Origin of the sequence: Pseudomonas sp. BN417 (assembly GCF_029871205.1) — a bacterium.
In the GTDB taxonomy this organism is placed as follows: Bacteria; Pseudomonadota; Gammaproteobacteria; order Pseudomonadales; family Pseudomonadaceae; genus Metapseudomonas.
Genome location: NZ_SSOJ01000105.1, coordinates 1 through 17,606, shown reverse-complemented (window position 1 = coordinate 17,606; position 17,606 = coordinate 1). Strand labels below are relative to the sequence as shown.

The window sequence follows — 17,606 nt, the reverse complement described above, 5'->3', positions numbered from 1 at the left end:
ACCATCGGTCACGTTGACCATGGCAAGACCACTCTGACTGCTGCTCTGACCAAGGTCTGCTCCGAGACCTGGGGCGGTTCCGCTCGTGCGTTCGACCAGATCGACAACGCGCCGGAAGAGAAGGCTCGCGGTATCACCATCAACACTTCCCACGTTGAGTACGATTCCGCCGTTCGTCACTACGCTCACGTTGACTGCCCCGGTCACGCTGACTACGTGAAGAACATGATCACCGGTGCTGCCCAGATGGACGGCGCGATCCTGGTTTGCTCCGCTGCTGACGGCCCCATGCCGCAGACCCGCGAGCACATCCTGCTGTCCCGTCAGGTAGGCGTTCCTTACATTGTCGTGTTCCTGAACAAGGCCGACATGGTTGACGACGCTGAGCTGCTGGAACTGGTCGAGATGGAAGTTCGCGACCTGCTGAACACCTACGACTTCCCGGGCGACGACACTCCGATCATCATTGGTTCCGCTCTGATGGCCCTGGAAGGCAAGGACGACAACGAAATCGGCGTTTCCGCCGTTCGTAAGCTGGTTGAAACCCTGGACTCCTACATTCCGGAGCCGGTGCGTGCCATCGATCAGCCGTTCCTGCTGCCGATCGAAGACGTGTTCTCCATTTCCGGTCGCGGCACCGTGGTTACCGGTCGTGTTGAGCGTGGCATCGTCAAGGTTCAGGAAGAAGTCGAGATCGTCGGCATTCGTGCGACCACCAAGACCACCTGCACCGGCGTTGAAATGTTCCGCAAGCTGCTCGACGAAGGTCGCGCTGGTGAGAACGTTGGCGTCCTGCTGCGCGGCACCAAGCGTGACGACGTAGAGCGTGGCCAGGTTCTGGCCAAGCCGGGCACCATCAAGCCGCACACCAAGTTCGAGTGCGAAGTGTACGTGCTGTCCAAGGAAGAGGGTGGTCGTCACACTCCGTTCTTCAAGGGCTACCGTCCGCAGTTCTACTTCCGTACCACTGACGTGACCGGTAACTGCGAACTGCCGGAAGGCGTTGAGATGGTAATGCCGGGCGACAACATCAAGATGGTTGTCACCCTGATCGCTCCGATCGCCATGGAAGACGGCCTGCGCTTCGCGATTCGCGAAGGCGGTCGTACCGTAGGCGCCGGTGTTGTGGCCAAGATCATCGAATAACGGGTTGATCTTGGTGTATCAGGCCGGCATAATGGTCGGCCTGACTTTGTTACAGGCCAGTAGCTCAATTGGCAGAGCGGCGGTCTCCAAAACCGCAGGTTGGGGGTTCGATTCCCTCCTGGCCTGCCAGATTCCAAGAATGAGAATCTGGCATTTCTCTCACAGGATCCTAGCTGATGAATGCCAAGGCTGAAGCCAAAGAAACACGCTTCGACGCTCTGAAGTGGGTCGTTGTGGTGGCTCTTGTTGCTGTTGGTGTGGTCGGCAATCAGTACTTCTCTGCTGAGCCGATCCTGTATCGCGTTCTCGCGCTTCTCGCTCTTGCCGCTGTTGCTGCTGTCGTGGCGCTGCAGACGTCCAAAGGGCAGGCTTTCTTCGTTCTTGCCAAGGAAGCTCGCGCGGAAATTCGCAAGGTTGTTTGGCCGACCCGTCAGGAAACCACCCAGACCACTCTGATCGTCGTGGCTGTCGTGCTGGTAATGTCGCTGCTGTTGTGGGGGGTCGATACCCTGCTCGGCTGGCTTGTTTCGTTGATTGTTGGTTAATAGGTGCGCCGTGGCTAAGCGTTGGTACGTTGTGCATGCTTACTCGGGTTACGAGAAGCATGTCATGCGCTCGCTGATCGAGCGCGTCAAGCTGGCCGGCATGGAAGACGAGTTCGGCGAGATTCTGGTCCCCACTGAAGAAGTGGTGGAGATGCGTAATGGCCAGAAGCGCAAGAGCGAACGCAAGTTCTTCCCCGGCTATGTGCTGGTTCAGATGGAGATGAACGAGGCGACTTGGCACTTGATCAAGGATACGCCGCGCGTCATGGGCTTTATCGGTGGTACTGCCGATAAGCCGGCTCCCATCACTGAGAAAGAAGCTGAAGCCATCCTGCGTCGCGTTGCTGATAGCGGGGACAAGCCGAAGCCGAAGACCCTGTTCGAGCCGGGCGAGACCGTTCGTGTCATCGATGGTCCGTTTGCCGACTTCAATGGTGTCGTCGAAGAGGTCAACTACGAGAAGAGCCGGATCCAGGTGGCCGTGCTCATCTTTGGCCGCTCTACCCCGGTAGAGCTGGAGTTCAGTCAGGTCGAGAAGGCTTAACTGAAATTGGCATCCCAACCCCGCAGCCCTAGGTTGCGGGGTTTTGTCGTCACTGGGATAAACGCGAAAGCAATCGGGGAGCCTTCGGGCGCTAGAACCCGTAACTGGAGTTTTAAATGGCTAAGAAGATTCAAGCTTATATCAAGCTGCAAGTGAAGGCCGCTCAGGCCAACCCGTCGCCGCCGGTCGGCCCTGCCCTGGGTCAGCACGGCGTGAACATCATGGAATTCTGCAAGGCGTTCAACGCCCGTACCCAAGGCCTCGAGCCGGGTCTGCCGACTCCCGTGATCATCACCGTATACAGCGACCGCAGCTTCACTTTCGAGACCAAGAGCACCCCGGCTTCCGTGCTGCTGAAGAAAGCGGCCGGCATCGCCAGCGGTTCTCCGCGTCCGAACACCCAGAAAGTAGGCACCGTTACCCGTGCTCAGCTGGAAGAGATCGCCAAAGCCAAGAAGGCTGATCTGACTGCAGCTGACCTGGATGCGGCCGTGCGTAGCATCGCCGGTTCCGCTCGTAGCATGGGCCTGAACGTGGAGGGTGTGTAATGGCTAAGCTGACCAAGCGCCAAAAGGCAATCGCCGAGAAAGTAGAAGCTGGCAAGCAATACGGCTTCGAAGATGCCGCCAAACTGCTGGCTGAACTGGCTACCTCCAAGTTCAAGGAGTCCGTGGACGTCTCCATCAATCTGGGCGTCGATCCGCGTAAATCCGACCAGGTCGTTCGTGGTGCCACCGTTCTGCCGAACGGCACTGGCAAGAGCGTCCGCGTTGCCGTGTTCACCCAGGGTCCGGGCGCTGAAGCTGCCCTGGCTGCCGGCGCCGATCGCGTTGGCATGGATGAGCTGGCTGCCGAGATGAAGGGCGGCGACCTGAGCTACGACGTGGTCATCGCTTCCCCGGACGCGATGCGTGTTGTCGGTCAGCTGGGCCAGATCCTCGGTCCGCGCGGCCTGATGCCGAACCCGAAGGTCGGTACCGTGACTCCGGACGTGGCTACCGCCGTGAAGAACGCCAAGGCTGGTCAGGTGCGTTTCCGTACCGACAAGAACGGCATCATTCACGCTTCCGTCGGCAAGGTCGACTTCGAGCCGATCAAGCTGAAGCAGAACGTAGAAGCTCTGCTGGCTGACCTGAAGCGTCTGAAGCCGTCCACCTCCAAGGGTGTGTACCTGAAGCGCGTGACCCTGAGCACCACCATGGGCCCGGGTCTGCAGATCGATCAGGCTTCCCTCGAAGGCTAAGTGATAAATGCGCGACGGACTCGTCCGTCGCGCCAGGTATTGGGGTCCCTGCCTGGCGGGGGCTATCCAAGACCGTAGGCGGCGCAAGCCTCAAACTGGGAAGCGATTCCCGAGCCTACGCAGATGGTGCTCCCGATTCGTTTACCGAATCAGACACCAAAACGCCGTCCGGCCTCGGCTGGACGAAACGGTAACATCCAGGAGTTAGACCCGTGGCAATTAAACTCGAAGACAAGAAGGCCATCGTCGCTGAAGTCAACGAGGCTGCCAAAGCTGGCCTGTCCGCTGTCGTGGCTGATGCCCGTGGCGTGACCGTAGCCGCTATGACCGGACTCCGTAAAGAGGCCCGCGAGGCTGGTGTATACGTGCGTGTCGTACGTAACACCCTGGCCCGCCGCGCCGTTGCCGGCACTCAGTTCGAAGTGCTCAACGACGTGTTCAAAGGCCCGACCCTGATTGCGTTCTCCAACGAACATCCGGGCGCTGCTGCCCGTATCTTCAAGGAGTTCTCCAAGGGTCAGGACAAGTTCGAGATCAAGGCCGCTGCATTCGAGGGCCAGTTCCTCGCAGCCAATCAGATCGACGTACTGGCGACTCTGCCGACCTACAACGAAGCCGTTGCACAGCTGATGAGCGTTATTCAAGGCGCTACCAGCAAGCTGGCTCGTACTCTGGCGGCTATTCGCGACCAGAAAGAAGGCGCTGCTGCCTGATCCAGGCCGCATAGTCACTTTCACGAAAACTTTTAATTTTGATGGCCGCGAAGGCTGTCCACCAATACAGGAATTAGAGTCATGGCTCTGACCAACGAAGACATCATCAACGCCGTATCCGAAATGTCCGTCATGCAGATCGTTGAACTGATCAAGGCGATGGAAGAGAAGTTCGGTGTTACCGCTGCTGCCGCCGCTGCTGCTGGCCCGGCTGCTGCCGCTGCTGTCGTTGAAGAACAAACCGAGTTCAACATCATCCTGACCGAAGCCGGCGAGAAGAAAGTGAACGTGATCAAGGTCGTTCGCGAACTGACCGGTCTGGGTCTGAAAGAAGCCAAGGCAGTTGTTGACGGCGCCCCGGGCGTGGTCAAGGAAGGCGCTTCGAAAGAAGAGGCCGAAGCTGCCAAGAAAGCTCTGGAAGAAGCTGGCGCCAAAGTCGAGCTCAAGTAAGCGACGACCTTGCGTCTACAGCCGGTGCGCTCCGCGCAAGGCTGACGGCTGGTGGCTAATGCCACCGGCCTTTTTCCGTTCTAGGTGGTTGTCTCCGTACGCCACCTGGGACGTGACCCGACCTCCACTGGGAGGCGGAGCAGACCAAGGGGTCTGCAAGATTTTCTGGCTACTCCCGTCGGAGGGGCCAAACAAGCAGGTGACCAAGCTGGGGAACGCTGATGGCTTACTCATACACTGAGAAAAAACGTATCCGCAAAGACTTTAGCAAGTTGCCGGACGTCATGGATGTACCCTACCTCCTGGCCATCCAGCTGGATTCGTATCGCGAATTCCTGCAGGCGGGAGTCAGCAAAGAGCAGTTCCGTGACATCGGCCTGCACGCGGCCTTCAAGTCTGTTTTCCCGATCATCAGCTATTCCGGCAACGCCGCCCTGGAATACGTCGGTTATCGCCTGGGCGAGCCGGCCTTCGATGTCAAGGAATGCGTGCTGCGTGGCGTGACCTTCGCCGTGCCGCTGCGGGTAAAAGTCCGTCTGATCATCTTCGACAAAGAGTCGTCGAACAAAGCGATCAAGGACATCAAGGAGCAGGAAGTCTACATGGGGGAAATCCCCCTGATGACCGAGAACGGTACCTTCATCATCAACGGTACCGAGCGCGTCATCGTGTCCCAGCTGCACCGCTCCCCGGGCGTGTTCTTCGACCACGACCGTGGCAAGACCCACAGCTCGGGCAAGCTGCTGTACTCCGCTCGCATCATTCCCTACCGCGGTTCCTGGCTGGACTTCGAGTTCGATCCGAAGGACTGCGTGTTCGTGCGTATCGACCGTCGCCGCAAGCTGCCGGCTACCGTCCTGCTGCGCGCACTGAACTACACCACTGAAGAAGTGCTGAACGCCTTCTACGCCACCAACGTCTTCCATGTGAAGGGCGAAGGCCTGCACCTGGAGCTGGTCCCGCAACGTCTGCGCGGCGAAATCGCCGTGTTCGACATCAAGGACGAGAACGGCAAGGTGATCGTGGAGCAGGGCCGTCGTATCACTGCCCGCCATATCAACCAGCTGGAAAAAGCCAGTATCAAGGAACTGGAAGTCCCGATGGACTACGTCCTTGGTCGCACCTCGGCCAAGGCCATCGTGCATCCGGCCACTGGTGAGATCATCGCCGAGTGCAATACCGAGCTGACCACCGACCTGCTGGTGAAGATCGCCAAGGCCCAGGTAGTCCGCATCGAGACCCTGTACACCAACGACATCGACTGCGGTCCGTTCATTTCGGACACCCTGAAGATCGATTCCACCGGCAACCAACTGGAAGCCCTGGTCGAGATCTACCGCATGATGCGCCCGGGCGAGCCGCCGACCAAGGAAGCCGCCGAGACCCTGTTCAACAACCTGTTCTTCAGCGCCGAGCGTTACGACCTGTCCGCCGTTGGCCGCATGAAGTTCAACCGCCGCATCGGTCGTTCCGAGATCGAAGGCTCCGGTGTGCTGAGCAAGGAAGACATCGTCGACGTCCTCAAGACCCTGGTCGACATCCGTAACGGCAAGGGTATCGTCGACGACATCGACCACCTGGGTAACCGCCGTGTCCGTTGCGTCGGCGAGATGGCCGAGAACCAGTTCCGCGTGGGCCTGGTGCGTGTAGAGCGCGCGGTCAAGGAACGTCTGTCCATGGCCGAAAGCGAAGGCCTGATGCCGCAGGACCTGATCAACGCCAAGCCGGTGGCTGCCGCGATCAAGGAGTTCTTCGGTTCCAGCCAGCTGTCGCAGTTCATGGACCAGAACAACCCGCTCTCCGAGATCACCCACAAGCGCCGCGTTTCTGCACTCGGCCCAGGCGGTCTGACCCGTGAGCGCGCAGGCTTCGAGGTTCGTGACGTACACCCGACCCATTACGGCCGCGTGTGCCCGATCGAAACCCCTGAAGGCCCGAACATCGGTCTGATCAACTCCCTGGCGACCTACGCCCGCACCAACCAGTACGGCTTCCTGGAAAGCCCGTACCGCGTTGTCAACGGCACCCAGGTGACCGACGAGATCGTCTTCCTCTCCGCTATCGAAGAGGCCGACCACGTCATCGCCCAGGCCTCGGCCACCATGAACGAGCAGGGTCAGCTGGTTGACGAGCTGGTAGCCGTACGTCACCTGAACGAATTCACCGTCAAGGCGCCGGAAGACGTGACCCTGATGGACGTGTCGCCGAAGCAGGTCGTTTCCGTCGCTGCCTCGCTGATTCCGTTCCTCGAGCACGACGACGCCAACCGTGCACTCATGGGTTCGAACATGCAGCGTCAGGCCGTGCCGACCCTGCGTGCCGACAAGCCCCTGGTCGGTACCGGCATGGAACGCAACGTGGCGCGCGACTCCGGCGTTTGCGTCGTGGCCCGCCGTGGCGGCGTGATCGACTCGGTCGATGCCAGCCGTATCGTGGTTCGTGTCAACGACGACGAAGTCGAGACCGGTGAAGCCGGCGTCGACATCTACAACCTGACCAAGTACACCCGTTCGAACCAGAACACCTGCATCAACCAGCGTCCGCTGGTGCAGAAGGGTGACGTGGTCGCTCGCGCCGACATCCTGGCCGATGGTCCGTCCACCGACATGGGCGAGCTGGCCCTGGGTCAGAACATGCGCGTCGCGTTCATGCCCTGGAACGGCTTCAACTTCGAAGACTCCATCTGCCTGTCCGAGCGCGTGGTCCAGGAAGACCGCTTCACCACCATCCACATCCAGGAACTGACCTGTGTGGCGCGTGACACCAAGCTCGGCCCAGAAGAGATCACCGCGGACATCCCGAACGTGGGTGAGGCCGCGCTGAACAAGCTGGACGAGGCGGGCATCGTCTACGTCGGCGCTGAAGTCCAGGCCGGCGACATCCTGGTCGGCAAGGTCACCCCGAAAGGCGAGACCCAGCTGACTCCGGAAGAGAAGCTGCTGCGCGCGATCTTCGGTGAGAAGGCGTCCGACGTGAAGGACACCTCCCTGCGCGTGCCGACCGGCACCAAGGGCACCGTCATCGACGTGCAGGTCTTCACCCGCGACGGCGTGGAGCGCGACAGCCGCGCGCTGTCGATCGAGAAGATGCAGCTGGACGAGATCCGCAAGGACCTCAACGAAGAGTTCCGCATCGTCGAAGGCGCGACCTTCGAGCGTCTGCGTTCCGCCCTGGTCGGCCAGGTCGCTGAAGGTGGCGCCGGCGTGAAGAAGGGCACCGAGATCACCCACGAGTACCTCGACGGTCTCGAGCGCGGCCAGTGGTTCAAGCTGCGCATGTCCGAAGACGCCCTGAACGAGCAGCTGGAAAAGGCCCAGGCCTATCTGTCTGACCGTCGCCAGATGCTGGACGACAAGTTCGAAGACAAGAAGCGCAAGCTGCAGCAAGGCGACGACCTGGCTCCGGGCGTGCTGAAGATCGTCAAGGTCTACCTGGCCATCAAGCGCCGCATTCAGCCGGGCGACAAGATGGCGGGCCGTCACGGTAACAAGGGTGTGGTCTCCGTGATCATGCCGGTCGAAGACATGCCGCACGACGCCAATGGCACCCCGGTCGACATCGTCCTGAACCCGCTGGGCGTGCCGTCTCGTATGAACGTCGGTCAGATCCTCGAAACCCACCTGGGCCTCGCGGCCAAGGGCCTGGGCGAGAAGATCAACCGCATGCTCGAAGAGCAGCGCAAGATCGCCGAGCTGCGCAAGTTCCTCCACGAGATCTACAACGAGATCGGTGGCCGTCAGGAAAGCCTGGACGAACTGGGCGACCAGGAAATCCTGGACCTGGCGAAGAACCTGCGCGCTGGCGTTCCGATGGCGACCCCGGTGTTCGACGGTGCCAAGGAAAGCGAGATCAAGGCCATGCTGAAGCTCGCCGACCTGCCGGAGAGCGGCCAGATGCGCCTGTTCGACGGTCGTACCGGGAACATGTTCGAGCGTCCGACCACCGTCGGCTACATGTACATGCTCAAGCTGAACCACCTGGTCGACGACAAGATGCACGCACGTTCCACCGGCTCCTACAGCCTGGTTACCCAGCAGCCGCTGGGTGGTAAGGCGCAGTTCGGTGGCCAGCGTTTCGGGGAGATGGAGGTCTGGGCACTGGAAGCCTACGGCGCCGCCTACACCCTGCAGGAAATGCTGACCGTGAAGTCGGACGACGTGAACGGCCGGACCAAGATGTACAAGAACATCGTGGACGGCGATCACCGCATGGAGGCCGGCATGCCCGAGTCCTTCAACGTGTTGATCAAAGAGATCCGTTCGCTCGGCATCGACATCGAACTGGAAACCGAATAACACGCGACGCCCAAAACGCTACGGCTGGTCAAGGCCGGTCGTAGCGGGTCCGTGAGGAGGAAAGGCCTTGAAAGACTTGCTGAATCTGTTGAAAAACCAGGGTCAAATCGAAGAGTTCGATGCCATCCGTATTGGTCTGGCCTCGCCCGAGATGATCCGTTCCTGGTCCTTCGGTGAAGTGAAGAAGCCGGAGACCATCAACTACCGTACCTTCAAGCCGGAGCGCGATGGCCTGTTCTGCGCCAAGATCTTCGGCCCGGTGAAGGACTACGAGTGCCTGTGCGGTAAGTACAAGCGCCTGAAACACCGCGGTGTGATCTGCGAGAAGTGCGGCGTGGAAGTCGCCCTGGCCAAGGTGCGCCGCGAGCGCATGGGCCACATCGAGCTGGCTTCGCCGGTCGCCCACATCTGGTTCCTGAAGTCCCTGCCGTCCCGTATCGGCCTGCTGCTGGACATGACCCTGCGTGACATCGAGCGCGTGCTCTACTTCGAGAGCTACGTGGTGATCGATCCGGGCATGACCACCCTGGAGAAGGGCCAGCTGCTGAATGACGAGCAGTACTTCGAAGCCCTCGAAGAGTTCGGTGACGACTTCGACGCGCGCATGGGCGCCGAGGCCGTTCGCGAGCTGCTCAACGCTATCGATCTGGAGCACGAGATTGGCCGCCTGCGCGAGGAGATCCCGCAGACCAACTCGGAAACCAAGATCAAGAAGCTGTCCAAGCGCCTGAAGCTGATGGAAGCCTTCAAGGACTCCGGCAACCACCCCGAGTGGATGGTCCTGACCGTCCTGCCGGTGCTGCCACCGGACCTGCGTCCGCTGGTTCCGCTGGATGGCGGCCGCTTCGCGACTTCCGACCTGAACGATCTGTATCGTCGCGTCATCAACCGTAACAACCGCCTGAAGCGCCTGCTCGACCTGGCTGCTCCGGACATCATCGTGCGCAACGAAAAGCGCATGCTGCAGGAAGCTGTCGACGCCCTGCTGGACAACGGCCGCCGCGGCCGTGCCATCACCGGCTCGAACAAGCGCCCGCTGAAGTCCCTGGCCGACATGATCAAGGGCAAGCAAGGCCGCTTCCGTCAGAACCTGCTCGGTAAGCGCGTGGACTACTCCGGTCGTTCCGTGATCACCGTGGGCCCGACCCTGCGTCTGCACCAGTGCGGTCTGCCGAAGAAGATGGCCCTCGAGCTGTTCAAGCCGTTCATTTTCGGCAAGCTCGAAGCCCGTGGCATGGCCACCACCATCAAGGCGGCCAAGAAGATGGTCGAGCGCGAACTGCCCGAGGTCTGGGACGTTCTCGCCGAAGTCATCCGCGAACACCCCGTACTGCTGAACCGTGCGCCGACCCTCCACCGTCTGGGTATCCAGGCGTTCGAGCCGGTGCTCATCGAAGGCAAGGCTATCCAGCTGCACCCGCTGGTCTGCGCGGCGTACAACGCCGACTTCGACGGTGACCAGATGGCCGTTCACGTCCCGCTGACCCTCGAGGCCCAGCTGGAAGCGCGCGCGCTGATGATGTCCACCAACAACATCCTGTCCCCCGCCAACGGCGAGCCGATCATCGTGCCGTCGCAGGACGTGGTACTGGGTCTGTACTACATGACCCGTGATGCCGTGAACGCCAAGGGCGAAGGTCGCGTATTCGCCGACCTGCAGGAAGTCGACCGCGTGTTCCGCGCCGGCGAAGCGTCCCTGCACGCCCGCGTGAAAGTGCGCATCAACGAGACCGTGAAGGACAAGGACGGCTCCATCACCAAGAACACCCGTATCGTCGACACCACCGTCGGCCGCGCGCTGCTGTTCCAGGTGGTTCCGGCCGGCCTGTCCTTCGACGTGGTCAACCAGCCGATGAAGAAGAAGGCGATCTCCAAGCTGATCAACCAGTGCTACCGCGTGGTGGGTCTGAAGGACACCGTCATCTTCGCTGACCAGCTGATGTACACCGGTTTCGCCTACTCCACCATTTCCGGCGTCTCCATCGGCGTGAATGACTTCGTCATCCCCGATGAGAAGGCACGCATCATCGATGCCGCCACCGAGGAAGTGAAGGAAATCGAATCCCAGTACGCCTCCGGCCTGGTAACCCAGGGCGAGAAGTACAACAAGGTGATCGACCTCTGGTCCAAGGCCAACGACGAAGTGTCCAAGGCGATGATGGCCAACCTCTCGAAAGAGAAGGTCATTGACCGCGAGGGCAAGGAAGTCGACCAGGAGTCCTTCAACTCCATGTACATGATGGCGGACTCCGGTGCGCGGGGTTCCGCGGCCCAGATCCGTCAGTTGGCCGGTATGCGCGGCCTGATGGCCAAGCCGGACGGCTCCATCATCGAGACCCCCATCACCGCGAACTTCCGTGAAGGCCTGAACGTACTCCAGTACTTCATCTCCACTCACGGTGCTCGTAAAGGTCTGGCGGATACCGCATTGAAGACCGCGAACTCCGGTTACCTGACCCGTCGTCTGGTCGACGTGGCCCAGGACCTGGTAGTGACCGAAGTCGACTGCGGCACCGAGCATGGCCTGCTGATGACCCCGCACATCGAAGGCGGCGACGTGGTCGAGCCCCTGGGTGAGCGCGTACTGGGCCGTGTCATCGCCCGTGACGTGTTCAAGCCGGGCAGCGACGACGGCGAAGTCATCGTGCCGGCCGGCAGCCTGATCGACGAGCAGTGGGTCGAGTTCATCGAGCGCATGAGCGTCGACGAAGTGATCGTGCGTTCGCCGATCACCTGCGAAACCCGCTATGGCATCTGCGCCAAGTGCTACGGCCGCGATCTGGCCCGTGGTCACCAGGTGAACATCGGTGAAGCGGTCGGCGTAATCGCCGCCCAGTCCATCGGTGAGCCGGGTACCCAGCTGACCATGCGTACCTTCCACATCGGTGGTGCTGCAAGCCGTACCTCGGCTGCCGACAACGTCCAGGTGAAGAACGGCGGTACCATCCGCCTGCACAACCTGAAGCATGTCGAGCGTGTCGACGGCAACCTGGTGGCGGTATCCCGTTCCGGTGAGCTGGCTGTGGCCGATGACTTCGGTCGTGAGCGCGAGCGCTACAAGCTGCCGTACGGTGCCGTGATTTCGGTGAAGGAAGGCGACAAGGTCGACCCGGGCGCCATCGTCGCCAAGTGGGACCCGCACACCCACCCGATCGTGACCGAAATGAAGGGTACCGTGACCTTCGTCGGCATGGAGGAGGGCATCACCATCAAGCGTCAGACCGACGAACTGACCGGCCTGACCAACATCGAGGTTCTGGATCCGAAGGATCGTCCGGCAGCCGGCAAGGACATCCGTCCGGCCGTGAAGCTGGTCGACGCCAATGGCAAGGAGTTGCTGCTGCCGGGTACCGACGTTCCCGCCCAGTACTTCCTGCCGGCGAACGCCCTGGTTGGCGTGGCCGACGGTGCCCAGGTGGGTGTGGGTGACGTTATCGCCCGTATCCCGCAGGAAACCTCGAAGACCCGCGACATCACCGGTGGTCTGCCACGCGTGGCCGACCTCTTCGAAGCGCGTCGTCCGAAAGAGCCGTCGATCCTGGCGGAAATCAGCGGCACCATCTCCTTCGGCAAGGAGACCAAAGGCAAGCGCCGTCTGGTCATCACCCCGAACGATGGAAGCGATCCGTACGAGGAGCTGATTCCGAAGTGGCGTCACCTGAACGTGTTCGAAGGCGAACAGGTGAACCGTGGCGAAGTCATCTCCGACGGCCCGAGCAACCCGCACGACATCCTGCGCCTGCTGGGTGTCAGCGCGCTGGCCAAGTACATCGTCAACGAGATCCAGGACGTGTACCGCCTGCAGGGCGTGAAGATCAACGACAAGCACATCGAGACCATCCTGCGTCAGATGCTGCGCAAGGTCGAGATTGCCGAGTCGGGTGATTCCAGCTTCATCAAGGGCGACCAGATGGAACTGACCCAGGTGCTGGAAGAGAACGAGCGTCTGGCGACCGAAGACCGCTTCATCGCCAAGTACGAGCGCGTCCTGTTGGGTATCACCAAGGCCTCGCTGTCGACCGAGTCGTTCATCTCCGCGGCGTCCTTCCAGGAAACCACCCGCGTCCTCACCGAGGCGGCGGTTACCGGCAAGCGCGACTACCTGCGCGGCCTGAAGGAAAACGTGGTGGTGGGTCGTCTGATCCCGGCCGGTACCGGCCTGGCCTACCACAGCGAGCGCAAGCGTCAGCGCGAAGCCGGCAAGCCGGTCCGCGTCAGCGCGAGCGAAGTGGAAGCAGCGCTGACCGAAGCGCTGAACTCCAGCAGCAGCTAAGTGCGAACCCCCCGACGGCCTTGGCCGTCGGGGGCTTTGCCTTGACGGGGGCTGCGAGTCTCTTTAGACTCATGCACCCCTAAATTTGGCAGGGCGCTTCGCTCTGTCATTTTGCTTTCTTTGTAAGGCAATAGCGTCGAAAGACAACAGTGGAGCAATTAGATGGCAACTATTAACCAGCTGGTGCGTAAGCCGCGCAGCCGTATCGTCGAGAAATCCGACGTACCTGCGCTGCAGAACTGCCCGCAGCGTCGTGGCGTATGCACCCGCGTCTACACCACCACGCCGAAGAAACCGAACTCCGCACTCCGTAAGGTTTGCCGTGTTCGTCTGACCAACGGCTACGAAGTGACTTCGTACATCGGTGGTGAAGGTCACAACCTGCAAGAGCACAGCGTAGTGCTGATCCGTGGCGGTCGTGTAAAAGACCTTCCGGGTGTGCGTTACCACACCGTTCGCGGTTCGCTGGATACCACCGGCGTTAAAGACCGTAAGCAGGGTCGTTCCAAGTACGGTACCAAGCGTCCGAAGTAATTCGGTGCTTAGAAGTTTTTTCAATATTCATTGAGTCGATAAGAGTAAGGTCGGGCGTAACCGAATGGTTATGGTCCCGGGCTAACCTGAAGACCGTTTGAGGGCTTATCAATGCCAAGACGTCGTGTAGCAGCCAAGCGTGAGATTCTGGACGATCCGAAATACGGAAGCCTGATTCTCGCCAAGTTCATGAACCACGTGATGGAAAGCGGCAAAAAGGCCGTAGCCGAGCGCATCGTTTACGGTGCCCTGGATACCGTCAAAGCACGCAAGAACAGCGATCCCCTGGAAATCTTCGAGAAAGCTCTCGACGCCATCGCTCCGCTGGTCGAAGTCAAGTCCCGCCGTGTAGGCGGTGCCACTTACCAGGTTCCGGTCGAAGTTCGCCCGTCCCGTCGTAATGCCCTGGCCATGCGTTGGCTGGTTGAGTCCGCGCGCAAGCGTGGCGAAAAATCCATGGCCCTGCGTCTCGCAGGCGAGCTGCTGGATGCCTTCGATGGCAAAGGCGCCGCTGTCAAGAAGCGTGAAGACGTGCACCGCATGGCAGAGGCCAACAAGGCCTTCTCGCATTATCGCTTCTAATCTCGCGAGGATTATTTCGTGGCTCGTACAACCCCTATCAACCGCTACCGTAACATCGGTATCTGCGCCCACGTAGACGCCGGTAAGACCACCACTACGGAGCGGATCCTGTTCTACACAGGTCTCAGCCACAAAATGGGTGAGGTGCACGACGGCGCCGCCACTACCGACTGGATGGTTCAGGAGCAGGAGCGAGGTATTACCATTACCTCCGCTGCCATCACCACCTTCTGGGAAGGTTCGCGTGGTCAGTACGACAAGTACCGCGTAAACGTCATCGACACCCCCGGTCACGTAGACTTCACCATCGAAGTAGAGCGCTCCTTGCGCGTACTCGACGGCGCTGTGGTTGTGTTCTGCGGTACTTCCGGCGTTGAGCCCCAGTCCGAGACCGTATGGCGTCAAGCCAACAAGTACGGTGTGCCGCGTATCGTCTACGTGAACAAGATGGACCGTGCTGGCGCCAACTTCCTGCGCGTAGTTGGTCAGATCAAGAATCGCCTGGGTCACACCCCGGTTCCGGTTCAGCTGGCCATCGGTGCGGAAGACGAGTTCCAGGGGCAGGTCGACCTGCTGAAGATGAAAGCCATCTACTGGAACGAGGACGACAAGGGCACCTCCTATCGCGAGGAAGAAATTCCCGCTGATCTGGTGGACCTGGCCAACGAGTGGCGCAACAACATGGTTGAGGCTGCTGCCGAAGCCAACGAAGAGCTGATGAACAAGTACCTGGAAGAGGGTGAGCTGACGATCGAAGAGATCAAGGCCGGCCTGCGTCAGCGTACTATCGCCTGCGAAATCGTTCCGGCTGTCTGCGGTTCCTCCTTCAAGAACAAGGGCGTGCCCCTGGTTCTTGACGCTGTCATCGACTTCCTGCCGGCTCCGACCGAGATCCCTGCGATCAAGGGCGTTCACCCGGACAGCACCGACGACAATGAAATCGTCGACGAGCGTCCTGCGGACGACGGCGCGCCGTTCTCTGCGCTGGCGTTCAAGATCGCTACCGACCCGTTCGTCGGTACCCTGACCTTCGTTCGTGTCTATTCGGGCGTTCTGGAGTCTGGCCATTCGGTCATCAACTCCGTGAAGGGTAAGAAAGAGCGCGTTGGTCGTATGGTGCAGATGCACGCCAACCAGCGTGACGAGATCAAAGAAGTGCGCGCTGGCGACATCGCAGCTCTGATCGGCATGAAGGACGTCACCACTGGCGACACGCTGTGCGACATCGAGAAGCCGATTATTCTTGAGCGCATGGACTTCCCGGAGCCCGTTATTTCGGTAGCTGTTGAGCCGAAGACCAAGGCTGACCAGGAGAAGATGGGTATTGCCCTCGGCAAGCTGGCCCAGGAAGACCCGTCGTTCCGTGTCAAGACTGACGAAGAAACCGGCCAGACCATCATCTCTGGTATGGGTGAGCTGCACCTGGACATCCTCGTCGATCGCATGAAGCGCGAATTCGGCGTCGAGGCCAATATCGGCAAGCCGCAGGTTTCCTACCGCGAAACCATCACCAAGGAAAATGTCGAGATCGAAGGCAAATTCGTTCGTCAGTCCGGTGGTCGCGGTCAGTTCGGTCACTGCTGGATCCGTTTCTCGGCTGCCGACGTGGACGAGAAGGGCAACATCACCGAAGGTCTGGTGTTCACCAACGAAGTCGTGGGTGGTGTGATTCCGAAGGAATACATCCCTGCGATCCAGAAGGGTATCGAGGAGCAGATGAAGAACGGCGTTGTCGCCGGCTATCCGCTCATCGGCCTGAAGGCCTCCGTGTTCGATGGTTCCTACCACGACGTCGACTCCAACGAGATGGCGTTCAAGATCGCTGCCTCCATGGCGACCAAGCAGCTGGCCCAGAAGGGCGGTGGTAAAGTGCTTGAGCCGATCATGAAGGTGGAGGTGGTGACTCCGGAGGACTACATGGGCGACGTAATGGGCGACCTGAACCGTCGTCGTGGCCTGATTCAGGGGATGGAAGACAGCGTTTCCGGTAAGGTTATTCGTGCCGAGGTTCCGCTGGGCGAGATGTTCGGTTATGCGACCGACGTGCGTTCCATGTCCCAGGGTCGCGCGAGCTACTCCATGGAATTCTCCAAATACGCCGAAGCTCCGTCGAACGTCGTCGAAGCGCTGGTTAAAAAACAAGGTTGATTCAGCCCTTTAAGTAAGAGGTTTACTGTCGTGGCTAAAGAAAAATTTGAACGTAACAAACCGCACGTCAACGTCGGCACCATCGGTCACGTTGACCATGGCAAGACCACTCTGACTGCTGCTCTGACCAAGGTCTGCTCCGAGACCTGGGGCGGTTCCGCTCGTGCGTTCGACCAGATCGACAACGCGCCGGAAGAGAAGGCTCGCGGTATCACCATCAACACTTCCCACGTTGAGTACGATTCCGCCGTTCGTCACTACGCTCACGTTGACTGCCCCGGTCACGCTGACTACGTGAAGAACATGATCACCGGTGCTGCCCAGATGGACGGCGCGATCCTGGTTTGCTCCGCTGCTGACGGCCCCATGCCGCAGACCCGCGAGCACATCCTGCTGTCCCGTCAGGTAGGCGTTCCTTACATTGTCGTGTTCCTGAACAAGGCCGACATGGTTGACGACGCTGAGCTGCTGGAACTGGTCGAGATGGAAGTTCGCGACCTGCTGAACACCTACGACTTCCCGGGCGACGACACTCCGATCATCATTGGTTCCGCTCTGATGGCCCTGGAAGGCAAGGACGACAACGAAATCGGCGTTTCCGCCGTTCGTAAGCTGGTTGAAACCCTGGACTCCTACATTCCGGAGCCGGTGCGTGCCATCGATCAGCCGTTCCTGCTGCCGATCGAAGACGTGTTCTCCATTTCCGGTCGCGGCACCGTGGTTACCGGTCGTGTTGAGCGTGGCATCGTCAAGGTTCAGGAAGAAGTCGAGATCGTCGGCATTCGTGCGACCACCAAGACCACCTGCACCGGCGTTGAAATGTTCCGCAAGCTGCTCGACGAAGGTCGCGCTGGTGAGAACGTTGGCGTCCTGCTGCGCGGCACCAAGCGTGACGACGTAGAGCGTGGCCAGGTTCTGGCCAAGCCGGGCACCATCAAGCCGCACACCAAGTTCGAGTGCGAAGTGTACGTGCTGTCCAAGGAAGAGGGTGGTCGTCACACTCCGTTCTTCAAGGGCTACCGTCCGCAGTTCTACTTCCGTACCACTGACGTGACCGGTAACTGCGAACTGCCGGAAGGCGTTGAGATGGTAATGCCGGGCGACAACATCAAGATGGTTGTCACCCTGATCGC

13 protein-coding genes and 1 tRNA gene are annotated in these 17,606 nt (G+C 60.2%); all 14 read left to right on the top strand.

Translation table 11 applies throughout. From position 1 onward, the window contains the following. The coding region (gene tuf / locus E8F11_RS12825) for an elongation factor Tu (protein WP_280287726.1) at window positions 1-1,146 on the top strand (1,146 nt) is incomplete at its 5' end. A gap of 53 nt (window positions 1,147-1,199) precedes the next feature. Then, window positions 1,200-1,275: transfer RNA gene (locus E8F11_RS12820), tRNA-Trp, on the top strand. 47 nt (window positions 1,276-1,322) lie between these two features. Beyond that, window positions 1,323-1,691, top strand: coding sequence for a preprotein translocase subunit SecE (gene secE, locus E8F11_RS12815; protein WP_280289197.1), 369 nt, complete (start codon window positions 1,323-1,325; stop codon window positions 1,689-1,691). A 10-nt stretch (window positions 1,692-1,701) separates the two neighbouring features. Further along, complete coding sequence (gene nusG, locus E8F11_RS12810) at window positions 1,702-2,235, top strand: transcription termination/antitermination protein NusG (protein WP_028630537.1); 534 nt, start codon at window positions 1,702-1,704, stop codon at window positions 2,233-2,235. Between the two features lie 116 nt (window positions 2,236-2,351). After that, a complete protein-coding gene (gene rplK / locus E8F11_RS12805; RefSeq protein WP_028630536.1) occupies window positions 2,352-2,783 on the top strand; it encodes a 50S ribosomal protein L11 in 432 nt (143 codons plus the stop codon). Further along, on the top strand, window positions 2,783-3,478 hold the full coding sequence (gene rplA, locus E8F11_RS12800) for a 50S ribosomal protein L1 (protein WP_280289196.1): 696 nt from the start codon (window positions 2,783-2,785) through the stop codon (window positions 3,476-3,478). Before rplK ends, rplA begins: the two co-directional genes overlap by 1 nt. 212 nt (window positions 3,479-3,690) lie before the next feature. Then, on the top strand, window positions 3,691-4,191 hold the full coding sequence (rplJ, locus tag E8F11_RS12795) for a 50S ribosomal protein L10 (RefSeq protein ID WP_069081965.1): 501 nt from the start codon (window positions 3,691-3,693) through the stop codon (window positions 4,189-4,191). Between the two features lie 81 nt (window positions 4,192-4,272). Next, window positions 4,273-4,641, top strand: coding sequence for a 50S ribosomal protein L7/L12 (rplL, locus tag E8F11_RS12790; RefSeq protein WP_280289195.1), 369 nt, complete (start codon window positions 4,273-4,275; stop codon window positions 4,639-4,641). A gap of 221 nt (window positions 4,642-4,862) precedes the next feature. Continuing rightward, a complete protein-coding gene (gene rpoB / locus E8F11_RS12785; protein WP_280289194.1) occupies window positions 4,863-8,936 on the top strand; it encodes a DNA-directed RNA polymerase subunit beta in 4,074 nt (1,357 codons plus the stop codon). A 67-nt stretch (window positions 8,937-9,003) separates the two neighbouring features. After that, entirely contained in the window at window positions 9,004-13,209 is a 4,206-nt protein-coding gene (gene rpoC / locus E8F11_RS12780; RefSeq protein ID WP_280289193.1) for a DNA-directed RNA polymerase subunit beta', read from the top strand. A 162-nt stretch (window positions 13,210-13,371) separates the two neighbouring features. Beyond that, window positions 13,372-13,743 (top strand): 30S ribosomal protein S12, encoded by a 372-nt coding sequence (rpsL, locus tag E8F11_RS12775; protein ID WP_003448708.1) that lies wholly within the window; start codon window positions 13,372-13,374, stop codon window positions 13,741-13,743. 111 nt (window positions 13,744-13,854) lie between these two features. After that, the gene (gene rpsG / locus E8F11_RS12770; RefSeq protein ID WP_016490528.1) at window positions 13,855-14,325 is read left to right on the top strand and encodes a 30S ribosomal protein S7; all 471 of its coding nucleotides are present in this window, start codon (window positions 13,855-13,857) and stop codon (window positions 14,323-14,325) included. An 18-nt stretch (window positions 14,326-14,343) separates the two neighbouring features. Then, window positions 14,344-16,473 (top strand): elongation factor G, encoded by a 2,130-nt coding sequence (gene fusA / locus E8F11_RS12765; RefSeq protein WP_280289192.1) that lies wholly within the window; start codon window positions 14,344-14,346, stop codon window positions 16,471-16,473. Between the two features lie 30 nt (window positions 16,474-16,503). Further along, window positions 16,504-17,606, top strand: a 1,103-nt coding sequence (gene tuf, locus E8F11_RS12760) for an elongation factor Tu (RefSeq protein ID WP_280287730.1), incomplete at its 3' end; no start/stop codon positions are given.

Bases quoted from the DNA above. Each gene is read 5' to 3' on its own strand.
- rpoB (WP_280289194.1), top strand. From the start codon at position 4,863: ATGGCTTACTCATACACTGAGAAAAAACGTATCCGCAAAGACTTTAGC.
- rpsL (WP_003448708.1), top strand. From the start codon at position 13,372: ATGGCAACTATTAACCAGCTGGTGCGTAAGCCGCGCAGCCGTATCGTC.
- rpsG (WP_016490528.1), top strand. From the start codon at position 13,855: ATGCCAAGACGTCGTGTAGCAGCCAAGCGTGAGATTCTGGACGATCCG.
- rplL (WP_280289195.1), top strand. From the start codon at position 4,273: ATGGCTCTGACCAACGAAGACATCATCAACGCCGTATCCGAAATGTCC.
- rplA (WP_280289196.1), top strand. From the start codon at position 2,783: ATGGCTAAGCTGACCAAGCGCCAAAAGGCAATCGCCGAGAAAGTAGAA.
- rplK (WP_028630536.1), top strand. From the start codon at position 2,352: ATGGCTAAGAAGATTCAAGCTTATATCAAGCTGCAAGTGAAGGCCGCT.
- secE (WP_280289197.1), top strand. From the start codon at position 1,323: ATGAATGCCAAGGCTGAAGCCAAAGAAACACGCTTCGACGCTCTGAAG.